Source organism: Flavihumibacter sp. CACIAM 22H1, assembly GCF_001601815.1.
Classification (GTDB): domain Bacteria; phylum Bacteroidota; class Bacteroidia; order Chitinophagales; family Chitinophagaceae; genus Flavihumibacter.
Map to the genome: position 1 here is coordinate 20350 of NZ_LUKG01000054.1, position 10905 is coordinate 31254.

The window sequence follows — 10905 nt, forward strand, 5'->3', positions numbered from 1 at the left end:
TGCGCCATGAAACGGATACTTATTGCAGCCCTTCTCTTTGCCCCGGGCCTGTTGCCTGCCCAAACCAATACCCTGCTGAGTGCGGATTTCTGGAAATCAAAACCTACCCTGGCTGCGGTTCAGGCCGAAATTAGCAAAGGCAATAACCCGGCCGAAGCCAATCGGGGCAATTTCGATGTGGTTACCATGGCCATTAATAATGATGCGCCTACCGAACTGGTCAAATACCTGATCAACCAGGATGGTAACAGCGTTGGCAAAAAAACCCACGACGGTCGTATTTACCTGCATTGGGCAGCCAGCCGCGGTAATGCCGAACTGGTTCAGTACCTGCTGGAAAAAGGCGCGGACATAAATTTTGGAGACGACCGGGGAACCATACCAATGGTATATGCCATCAATAACGGCCAAACGAATAAAGCGGTGTACGAAGCTTTTTTCAAAGCGGGCAACAATCCCCGGCAGAAATTTCAGCAGGGAGCCAATTTGTTATTGCTCGGTATAGCCCATGATAAGGACCTGGTTTTATCAGATTACCTTGTTAGCAAAGGACTTTCCTATTCAGCTACCGATGAACTGGGCAGAACAGCGGTTGATTATGCGGCCCGTTCAGGCAACCTCGAACTCGTTCAGAAATTAAAAGCCAAGGGAATAAAACATACGAAATATGCCTTGCTGATGGCGGCACAGGGTACCCGTTCAAGCGCTGCCAACACAACCTTTTACAGCTACCTGGTAGATGAACTGAAAATAGCGCCCGGATCAACCGGGGAAAACGATGAAAACGCGCTGCACTACCTGGTGCGTAAACCCAACCAGGCAGAACAGATCCGGTATTTTATTGAAAAAGGCGTAGCCATTAACCAGGCAGACAAATCGGGTAATACGCCCTTTATGGTGGCCGCAACTACACGCAACCTTGATCTGGTAGTTTCGTTCCTGCCAAAACTTAAGGATATTAACCAGGCCAATACCAAGGGAGAAACGGCCCTGTTGCTGGCCCTGCAAAACAGTTCGCCGGAAATGGTTAGTCTCTTATTGGAAAACGGGGCCTCTCCTGCTGCTGCCAGCAAAGAAGGAAACCTGGGTTATTACTTGATACAATCCTACCGCAGTCCCCGGCCGGGGGACGCAACCGATGAGTTTGGTAAAAAAATGGCCCTGCTCCAGGCGAGGTCAATTGATCTTTCCCAACCCCAGCCCGACGGAAACACCCTATATCACCTGGCAGTGGCAAAAAATGACCTGAGCCTGTTAAAAGCCCTGGCTCCTATAAAACTGGATATAAACCAACAAAACAAAGAAGGCATTACAGCCCTGCATCGGGCCGCCATGTTGGCCAAAGACGATGTTATCTTGAAATACCTGCTTACACTGGGTGCCAAAAAAGAACTCTTAACCGAACTGGACGAAACAGCATTTGACCTGGCTAAAGAGAATGAATACCTGAGTGCACAAAAAACCAATATCGATTTCCTAAAATAATTTCTACACTACATGAGAGCAATCTTACTGTCCCTTTTTGCTTTGCTGATACTCGAAGGTGCCATAGCACAGGAAGCCAGGTACAAATGCCTGCTACAAACAACCAATTATAAAGGACTGGAAGCCTATATTGTAGTATCCCTGATAAACCCGGCCGGGCAATACGAAAAAACATTGTATATAATGGGGCCGGATAAACAATGGTACAATGGCTTTAAAGAATGGAACAAACAACTCTCTAAAAAGAAAGAAAACCTGAGTGCCATTACCGGGGCATCTGTTGCAGCCGGAGACAGGAGCAGCACCAGCTTTGTGCTGGACGAAGCCAAACTGAATAAAGGCTATAAACTCCGCTTCGAAACCGCTGTCGAAGACCAGGACTACCATGTAACCGATGTAGAAATTCCTATGACAACAGAAGCCCTTACTCTAAAAACAGAAGGTAAAGGTTATATCCGTTTTGTCAAATTAAGTAAGGTTCAATAAGTACCGGTAGTTGCTCTATGACAATTTCCATCTGGCGCTATGCCCACCTGGTTTTAGCAATTGTATCCTCTTTGTTTTTGCTGGCAGCTGCTGCCACGGGTGTGGTATTGGCAATAGATGTGGTTCAGGAAAAAAATCAACCGTATAAAGCGGCGGAATTTGACCAGATAACATTGGCAGAATCCATCCCCGCCCTGCGCAAAAAATACCCTGAGCTACTGCAGCTCAGCATCGACCACAACCAGTTTGTAACGGCCGAAGGATTTGATGAAGAGGGCAACGACTTCAATGCAATTATCCACCCGCTTACAGGCGAAATACTGGGAAAGCCCCTGGTGAAATCCGATTTTATTCAATGGAACCTGGCCTTACATCGCTCCCTCTTTATGCATGAAACAGGCCGGTTTATCATAGGCCTGGTTTCTTTTTTATTGGTGTTGATCGTAGTATCCGGCACCCTGCTCATCCTGCAGCGACAACAGGGTATCCGGCATTTTTTTGACAAACTATCCCGCGATTTTTTAGCCCAGTATTACCATGTGGCAGCAGGCAGGTTATTACTGCTGCCGATTTTAATAATAGCCGCCACCGGCACTTATTTATTCCTGGTGCGCTTTGAAATTATTCCCGCACAGGAAATTCCGCCATTTGCACAGCGCCTGCATCCCGAAGCGGCAAAAATTCCATTAGAAGATTTTACCATTTTTCAGCAAACCCTTTTGAAGGATGTGGTTAAAATCGAATTTCCAATCGATGAGGATCCTTCCGAATACTTCAAACTGCAACTAAAAGACCGGGAACTTGCTATTCACCAGCACATGGGTGAGGTAAAAGAAGAACACCTGTACCCACTTACCAAAACCCTCGAACGCCTAAGCCTTGATTGGCATACCGGGCGAGCCAGCACCCTTTGGGCCCTGCTTGCAGGAATAGCTTCCCTGAATATCCTGTTTTTTATGTACTCCGGGGTCCGGATCAGTTATGAGCGGCTTCGCGTTAAAACCCGCAATACAGTTAAACCCGAAGACGCGGATATTGTATTTTTAACGGGCTCCGAAAATGGCAGTACCCGGCATTTTGCCCAACAGGTACACCGGCAATTGCTGGCGAACGGAGCACGGTCTTACCTGACCGATTTAAACAACTACCAGCTTTTTCCGAAAGCGCAACAACTGGTTGTATTCAGTTCCACTTTTGGCCAGGGCGATGCGCCTTCCAATGCCCGCTTATTTGAAAAAAAACTGGCCGCCCTGCCGCAGACACAGGCTGTCCGCTTTTCGGTAGTGGGATTCGGTTCTCACACCTATAAAGAATTTTGCGGGTATGCTGTAAAGCTGGATGCCTGGCTGGCAAATCAAACCTGGGCCCAACGCGCTCTTCCGCTGTTTACCGTTAACGATAAATCAACCGAAGATTTTGTGCACTGGATAAAATCCTGGAATGACCAGAATCCGATAAAACTAGGTACCAGTCCGGTTATGTACGGAAGCCAGCCACCCGCCTTGCAAACCCTGCGGGTTAAAGCCATTACTTCCATTACGGAAACAGATCCAAATTTCAGGGTAACGCTGGCACCCGCCTTCAGCGCAGGCTTTCGCTCCGGCGATTTATTAGCCATTTACCCGGCAGGCGATGAACGGGAGCGCCTCTATTCTATTGCAAAAATTGGCCGGCAGGTTCAACTGGTAGTAAAACTGCATGAACAGGGATTAGGTTCCGGCTTCCTGCATCAATTAAAAGCCGGGGAACGCATAAAGGCACGGATCATCCATAACCCCTCTTTTCATTTTCCGGGCAAGGCACCGCGTATAGCCCTGATTGCCAATGGCACTGGTATTGCCCCCTTCCTGGGAATGATCGATGAAAATAAAAAAGGACTGCCTGTTCATTTATATGCCGGCTTCCGGCACCATACCGCCACTACCCGCGCATACCAGCATTTTATTGAACAACAGCAAACAAAAGGACGCCTCGAAACTGCCCGTTTTGCTTTCTCCAAAGAAGCGGAACCAGCTTATGTAATGGACCTGATCAAAGCAGACCAGGCTTTTTTCGCCTCCCTTTTCCGGGCAAACGGCGTGGTATTGATCTGTGGTTCGCTGGCAATGCAGCAGGACGTAGAAGAAGTGCTCAACCAGATCTGCCAGGCTGAAAACGGACAGCCCCTGAGCTATTATAAAACCAATGGGCAACTACTTACTGATTGCTATTAAATTTATAAGATGATAAAGGGCAAATCGGCTGGATTCCTACTTATTCTCTTGCACTGCTTTGTCCTGCAACTACCCGCGCAAGTGCTTCGCAAACGTTATGCGGAACTGATGGGCAGCAGGTTTGATATCAGCATTATTGCCAGGGATAGCCTGCAGGCAGAACAATACATTAACCAGGTGATTGCAGAAATAAGCCGGATAGAATTACTCATATCCGATTGGATCCCAACATCACAGGTATCGGAAATAAACCGGCAGGCAGGTATACGGCCGGTTAAAGTAGATAGGGAGCTATTGGAACTGGTGCAGCGGGCGTTGATCTTCTCCGAACAAACTGCCGGCGCTTTTGATATAAGTTTTGCAGCAATGGACCGTATCTGGAAATTCGATGGCAGTATGGATAAACTACCCGACCCGGAACAACTTCAAAAAGCTATTGCAGGTATTGGTTACCGTTATATAGCGGTGAACGAGGATTCCTGTACAGTTTTTTTGACCAGGCCCGGTATGAAAATAGGGTTTGGTGCCACGGGCAAAGGGTATGCAGCCGATCGGGGAAGGGCGTTGATGCAATCCTTACAGGTAGAGGCTGGCATTGTAAATGCCTCCGGCGACCTGGCTAGCTGGGGAAGCCAGCCCAGCGGAAAAGCCTGGCGCATCGGGATTGCCCATCCTTATAAACCCGGAAGATCAGCTGAAATTCTCCTGCTCAGGGAAGGGGCGGTAACAACATCGGGCGATTACCAGAAGTACGCGGAAATTGATGGCCGGCGCTATTCTCATATAATTAATCCCATAACCGGCATGCCTTCCTATGGATTAACCAGCGTTACGGTTATTGGACCAGACGCAGAAACCTGTAATGCCTACAGCACCGCTATTATGGTACTGGGAAAAGAAAAAGGAATGGCCATGCTGCGGGCTGATCCCTTATACGCCTGCCTCCTGATCACCAATGATGGAAAAATCATCCGCTCCCGGAACTTTAAAAAACGACCTTCATTCCCAGGTAGCAATAGGAATAAGCGTATAAAAAAATAACAGTACCCAAAACTGCAGGGCAAGTAGCAATAACCAAAAACTGACGGTTTTTTTGTAAGCATTGACCGAGCGTATATAGGTGCTGATGGAAAAAAGGGTAGAAAGCGGCAACGCAATAGTGGCTGCGTACAATAAAGCCCTTTACTGCAATTAGTACGATTGAAAACAGCAATAAGCAGATCGCTCCAAACACCGGCAACAGGGGTTGCTGAATAAAACTGCGGCCCTGTTTAAAAAGCGAATACCCTCCTAGTAAAAACAGTAGAAGAAGCGAAAGCAGTCAAACGATTACGCTGCTTATCTCCAACAGAAGCCCCCATCCGTTAATTTGTTGAAGGGTTTGCAGGCCATTGGTAAGGAATTTTTCACCGTTGTTGTTTTCATAAAAACAATATGCGTAATCAATTTTACCGGCTTCTTTGAATAAGCCGTTCGCTTGTCCAAACAACACTATCCTGTTTTTTTGCGCAGGCATCAGTAGTAATCCATTTTTTGTAGCTTTTACCCGGGTAAAAGAACCGATCCTGTCTAAGAGTTGCAGGGGTTGAATCTTGGTTATGGAGGGCACATAATACCCCTGCCATTTTTCCGGGGAAAAGGGCGCCTGCGCCTGCTCCTTTACCAACGCCGCAGGTGATACCGTAGGAATTGCCAGCAGATCAATAAACCTTTCAGAAAATACTTCATAATTGGCCGTTTCACTGTCCATATTGTACGACACAAAAAAAACTTTACCTGCTTCCGGAAAAATATATAACATAGCCTTATAGCCGATAATATTACCGGAATGGGCAATTCCCGTTACACCGTGGCGGTCTCGGCTGGCGATACCGAGTGCATATCCATTGGGCAATCCGTTTTTTGCCGCAATGGTGGTTCGTTGTTTTCCCATCGCTTCTACCAGGTCTTTCCGTACCAGTTCTTTGCCATGCAGGCTGCCCTTATTTAGAATAAACCGGATCAGTAAAGCCATATCACCTGCCGTGGTGGTAAACTGTCCGGCCGGCCGAAGGTAGATGGCTGCTATCCCCCCCGGCACCTTCCTGCTGCACAAAACCGAATGTACTGTTGGTTAAAGAAAGTGGCGCCAGCAGGTGTTTATCGAGATAGGTTTCATAAGGTTGCTTCGTAATGGCTTCAATTACCATACCTAAGAGCGTATAACCCATATTTGAATACGAAAAAACAGTGCCTGGCTGGGCAAACACCTTTACTACGGCCCTGTTTTTTTCATAAAAGAGACGCAGCGGCGTAGTGGGGTTGGATGAGCTACTAAAAAAATGCCAAAACCTCAGGTCACTCAGACCGGCTGTATGATCGAGCAAATGCCGAATGGTAACCGGTTGTTTTGATTCCCAGGGATTATCGAGAGGCAGATCCGGCAGGTATTTTTTCACCGGTTCGTCTAATTCCAGCTTTTTCTCCGTAACCATTTTCAAAATGCCCAGGGCAAGCACCGTTTTTGTGATGGAGCCAACCTGCACCCGCTGCCCTTCATGCAGCTTTTCTCCCGTACGCAGGTTTTTAACACCGGCGCTGAACAATCGAATAGAATCCTGGTCTACAAGGCAGCCTACCAGCCCCGAAAACTGCTGCTCCTGCAATAACTGGTGCATGGTTGAAGAAACCCGGGTATTTACCGACTGGCTAAACGAAGCGCAGGCCGTTAACAAAAACAAAAAAAACAGGTAGGTACCGGTATAATGCCGCATTTGGAGGTATATGTATAGAATAAATGTACCGATCTATTGCGCTGAAAAACTTATCACTGGTTAAGAATTCCGGACTTTCCGAACCCATGGATGGTATTCTTTACTTTAAAATGAACAAATCAATATCGAATTATAAGCCTACTGTTAATTTAGTATTACTAAACTTTTATTTAGTATTTATTACTAGTTTTAGGTAGCATTTTTCACTTTTTGATACTTAATACATGGACAACAGAAGAGAATTCCTGCGAAAAGCAGCGCTATTAACCGGAACAGCCGGTATTGCCAACAGCCTGCCTGCGTCTATTCAGAAAGCATTTGCCATTAACCCGGCAGCGGGCAGTACCTACCTGGATGCCGAGCATGTAGTATTCCTGATGCAGGAAAACCGGTCTTTTGACCACTGTTACGGAACCTTGCAGGGAGTACGGGGGTTTAATGACCCCAGAGCCATATCGCTCCCCAATAAAAATAAAGTTTGGGCACAAACGGATGCCAAAGGAAATACCTATGCTCCCTTCCGCCACGATCTGAAGGATAGTAAAATTACCTGGCTGGGGTCCTTACCACATGGTTGGAATGATATGACGGCGGCCAGGAATGAAGGGCATTATGACAATTGGCTGGAAGCAAAAAAACCGGGCAGGAAAGACTGTGAAGGAATGCCGTTGACCATGGGCTATTTCGACCGCCGCGATATTCCATTTTATTATGCATTAGCAGATGCGTTCACTGTTTGCGATCAGCATTTTTGTTCCTCGCTCACCGGAACCACTCCCAACCGCCTGCATTTCTGGACCGGTACAATTCGGGAGAAGCACGATCCGAACGTTATCGCCAATGTCTATAATTCGGATGTGGATTATGGAAAAGAGGCTGGTTGGAAAACGTTTCCGGAATACCTCGAAGACAACCAGGTCTCCTGGAAAATTTATCAGAATGAAGTGAGTATGGAATCTGGACTGGAGGGCGAGGAAGAAGACTGGCTGGCCAATTTTACCGACAACCCCATTGAGTGGTTCAAACAATATAAAATTCGTTTTGCCTATGGACATCGGAAATTTTTGCCCAAGGCCTTGCAATTGCTGCCGGGAAAAATAAGGGAACAGCAGGATAAAATTGCGGCATTGCCAGCCACTGACCCTACCCTGCCTCGGTTGAAACGCCAGTTAGAAAGCCTGGAAAAAGCCTATGCTTATACCCAACAGGCTGTAAAAGAGTATACGCAGGAAAATTTTGACCGGCTAACCCAGCGCGAAAAAAATCTCCATGAAAAAGCGTTTACAGATAACCGTAATGACCCTGATTACCACAGCCTGGAAACCGTTACCTATACTGACGGTGGAACAACACGTACCATGAAGATCCCGAAAGGCGATGTGTTGCACCAATTCCGGCAGGATGTACAGAAGGGGCAACTTCCAACGGTTTCCTGGGTGGTAGCGCCTTCGAATTTTTCAGACCACCCTGGTTCGCCCTGGTACGGTGCCTGGTACCTGAGCGAGGTTATGGATATACTTACCCAAAACCCGGAGGTTTGGAAAAAAACCATCTTTATCCTGAACTATGATGAGAACGATGGCTATTTTGACCATGTACCACCATTTGTACCACCAAATCCTTATAAAGAAAACAGCGGTAAGGTATCAGCAGGCATAGATTGTAAAGAAGAGTATGTGCATAAAAGCCAGGAATGGATGAAAACAGATCCTTCAAAAGCCAACCACCTGGAAGGACCGATTGGCCTCGGCTATAGGGTACCGTTAGTAATTGCATCGCCCTGGAGCCGGGGTGGATGGGTGAATTCGGAGGTATGCGACCTTACTTCGCCCATTCAGTTCCTGGAGCATTTTCTTTCGCATAAAACCGGGAAAAAAATTCATTCGGAAGAAATCACTTCTTTCCGCCGGACCGTTTGCGGCAACCTGAGTTCTGTTTTTCGTCCTTATAAGGGGGAGCAGTTGACTGCGCCTGCGCCGGTAGACCGTATGCCCTTTTTGGAAAGTATCCATAAAGCGCAGTTTAAGGAAATGCCTACCGGGTTTAAAAAACTGGGAACGGCCGACCTGGCCGAATTAAATAAGGATCCCATGGGTTCATCCCTGGTACCGAACCAGGAAAAAGGCACCCGTAGGGCTACGGCCATCCCCTACCAGTTGTATGTAAACGGGAAGATAAACAAGGGTGGCATTGAGTTGGAATTTGAGAACAGAAAAGAGCAGTTTGGCGAAAAAACCGCGGGTGCTGCATTTATTGTTTACCAGCCTTTATCGGGCGAAGCTCCCCGAAACTATGTGGTAAAAGCGGGTGATAAACTACAGGATGCGTGGAAACCGGATGCAGCGGGTGCTTACCATCTCAGGGTTCATGGCGTTAACGGGTTTTACCGCGAGTTTAAAGGACTGGTAACGGATCCTTCCCTGGAAATTTTGCTGGCCTATGAAGAAAGCAAGGGCAGTAAAAAACTGAGTGGAAATATTGTAGTAATGGTTCGGAACAATTCCGGTAAAGCGCAGACCATTGAAATAACGGATGCTTCCTATAAAGCGGCGCCCATTAGCAAAATGTTGGCTGCCGGGAAAGCGCTTAGTATTCCGGTGGATCTAAGCAAACAACAAAACTGGTATGACCTGGTGATCCGCATCAACGGCAATAGCAGTTTTGAGCAGCGGTTTGCCGGCCATGTGGAAAACGGGCAGCACAGCAGTACCGACCCGTTGATGGGTGGGGTGGTGTAAGCATCAACGAATTTTTCGTATTTTAGACGTCAGACAGGTGTTAGAACGCTGTTCTAACACCTGTCTGACGTCTACCATGATTACCATCGACAACTACCCGGACAGCCATTTTATTCACCGCAGCAACTGGCTGCGGGCAGCTGTGCTGGGCGCTAATGACGGAATAATTTCGATCTCCAGTCTGGCTATCGGCGTAGCCACCGCCAGCACCGAAAGAAACCCTATTCTCCTGGCCACCATCGCCGGACTCGTAGCAGGCGCCCTCTCCATGGCAGCCGGCGAATACGTATCCGTCAGCTCACAAACCGATATCGAACAAGCAGATATCGAACGTGAAAAAAAAGAACTGGAAGAAATGCCGGAAACCGAACTGAAAATCCTGGCAGAAATCTATGAAAAAAGAGGCCTCCAAAAAGAAACAGCCCTCCAGGTTGCCAAAGAATTAACCGCCATCGATGCACTGGGTACCCATATCCGCGATGAACTGGGTATCAACGAAGTTAGCCAGGCTAAACCCATTCAGGCAGCCCTGGTTTCCGGCGCAGCATTTAGTGCCGGCGGAATACTTCCCTTACTGGTAACCCTTTTTGCCCCCGTTCACCATTTGGAATACTACCTATATGGATTCACCATCCTTTCACTTATTATTCTCGGTATTATTTCTGCCAAAACAGGCGGTTCGGGCATTGGTAAAGCAGTTATACGCATCGTTATCTGGGGAACCATTGCCATGGTTTTATCAGCCCTGGTTGGTTATATCTTCGGTGTAAACGTATAATACCCGCAACCGGAAACTACCACAGCCTCCACTTGTTTACAACCGAATGCCCAGTTGCAGGAATATCCCTGGCCAACTGAGCGTAAACCTGTCGCGGTTGATGGCAAAACTATTGGAAAACGTGCTCAAGGGCCTTACCAGCGATAAACCCTTATAGGTTTTAGAAAAGCTATCGGCAAGATCTGACACCTTTACCGGCATACCATCCTGGTAAAAACGGGTAGACAACTGGTTATAGGAAAGCCCTACTCCAAACTGCCATTTTTTTTCTGCATCCAGGTACCGATTCCAGGAGAGCGAAACGGAAAAAAGAGTTGCTTTTGTAAGCAGGCTCAATTCCCCCGCAACAGTATCTACTACCGACTTATTATTTCGCAGGAAACTTATCGTGGAAGCAAGCATCCAGCTCGCTTGCTGTCCCTTCTTTACCACTGATCCCAATCCACCGCCCC

7 protein-coding genes and 1 pseudogene are annotated in these 10905 nt (G+C 47.4%); 6 read left to right on the plus strand and 2 right to left on the minus strand.

Features of this window, described 5'->3' with window-relative positions:
• Positions 1 to 6: 6 nt before the first annotated feature.
• From A1D16_RS14415 to A1D16_RS14430, 4 genes are read left to right on the plus strand one after another with little or no spacing between them, the layout of a single operon-like run.
• Positions 7 to 1485, plus strand: coding sequence for an ankyrin repeat domain-containing protein (locus A1D16_RS14415; protein WP_290710710.1), 1479 nt, complete (start codon positions 7 to 9; stop codon positions 1483 to 1485).
• 12 nt (positions 1486 to 1497) lie between these two features.
• Positions 1498 to 1971, plus strand: a complete 474-nt coding sequence (locus A1D16_RS14420; protein ID WP_290710712.1) for a DUF2271 domain-containing protein — start codon at positions 1498 to 1500, stop codon at positions 1969 to 1971.
• A 17-nt stretch (positions 1972 to 1988) separates the two neighbouring features.
• Complete coding sequence (locus tag A1D16_RS14425) at positions 1989 to 4184, plus strand: PepSY domain-containing protein (RefSeq protein ID WP_290710714.1); 2196 nt, start codon at positions 1989 to 1991, stop codon at positions 4182 to 4184.
• 9 nt (positions 4185 to 4193) lie between these two features.
• Positions 4194 to 5225, plus strand: a complete 1032-nt coding sequence (locus A1D16_RS14430; protein WP_290710716.1) for an FAD:protein FMN transferase — start codon at positions 4194 to 4196, stop codon at positions 5223 to 5225.
• 280 nt (positions 5226 to 5505) lie between these two features.
• On the opposite strand, the pseudogene A1D16_RS21735 reads toward A1D16_RS14430, so the two are convergent.
• Positions 5506 to 6937: pseudogene (locus A1D16_RS21735) on the minus strand (serine hydrolase domain-containing protein).
• 224 nt (positions 6938 to 7161) lie between these two features.
• Between A1D16_RS21735 and A1D16_RS14445 the strand changes: the two are divergent.
• Entirely contained in the window at positions 7162 to 9675 is a 2514-nt protein-coding gene (locus tag A1D16_RS14445; protein WP_290710722.1) for a phosphocholine-specific phospholipase C, read from the plus strand.
• Positions 9676 to 9712: 37 nt separating this feature from the next.
• Positions 9713 to 10453, plus strand: a complete 741-nt coding sequence (locus tag A1D16_RS14450) for a VIT family protein (protein WP_290710724.1) — start codon at positions 9713 to 9715, stop codon at positions 10451 to 10453.
• A gap of 36 nt (positions 10454 to 10489) precedes the next feature.
• On the opposite strand, the gene A1D16_RS14455 is transcribed toward A1D16_RS14450, so the two are convergent.
• On the minus strand, positions 10490 to 10905 hold a 416-nt coding region (locus A1D16_RS14455; protein ID WP_290710727.1), incomplete at its 5' end, for a hypothetical protein.

What these genes read in the sequence shown, in the direction of transcription:
- A1D16_RS14415 (WP_290710710.1), top strand. Translation starts at nt 7, where the DNA reads ATGAAACGGATACTTATTGCAGCCCTTCTCTTTGCCCCGGGCCTGTTG.
- A1D16_RS14420 (WP_290710712.1), top strand. Translation starts at nt 1,498, where the DNA reads ATGAGAGCAATCTTACTGTCCCTTTTTGCTTTGCTGATACTCGAAGGT.
- A1D16_RS14425 (WP_290710714.1), top strand. Translation starts at nt 1,989, where the DNA reads ATGACAATTTCCATCTGGCGCTATGCCCACCTGGTTTTAGCAATTGTA.
- A1D16_RS14430 (WP_290710716.1), top strand. Translation starts at nt 4,194, where the DNA reads ATGATAAAGGGCAAATCGGCTGGATTCCTACTTATTCTCTTGCACTGC.
- A1D16_RS14445 (WP_290710722.1), top strand. Translation starts at nt 7,162, where the DNA reads ATGGACAACAGAAGAGAATTCCTGCGAAAAGCAGCGCTATTAACCGGA.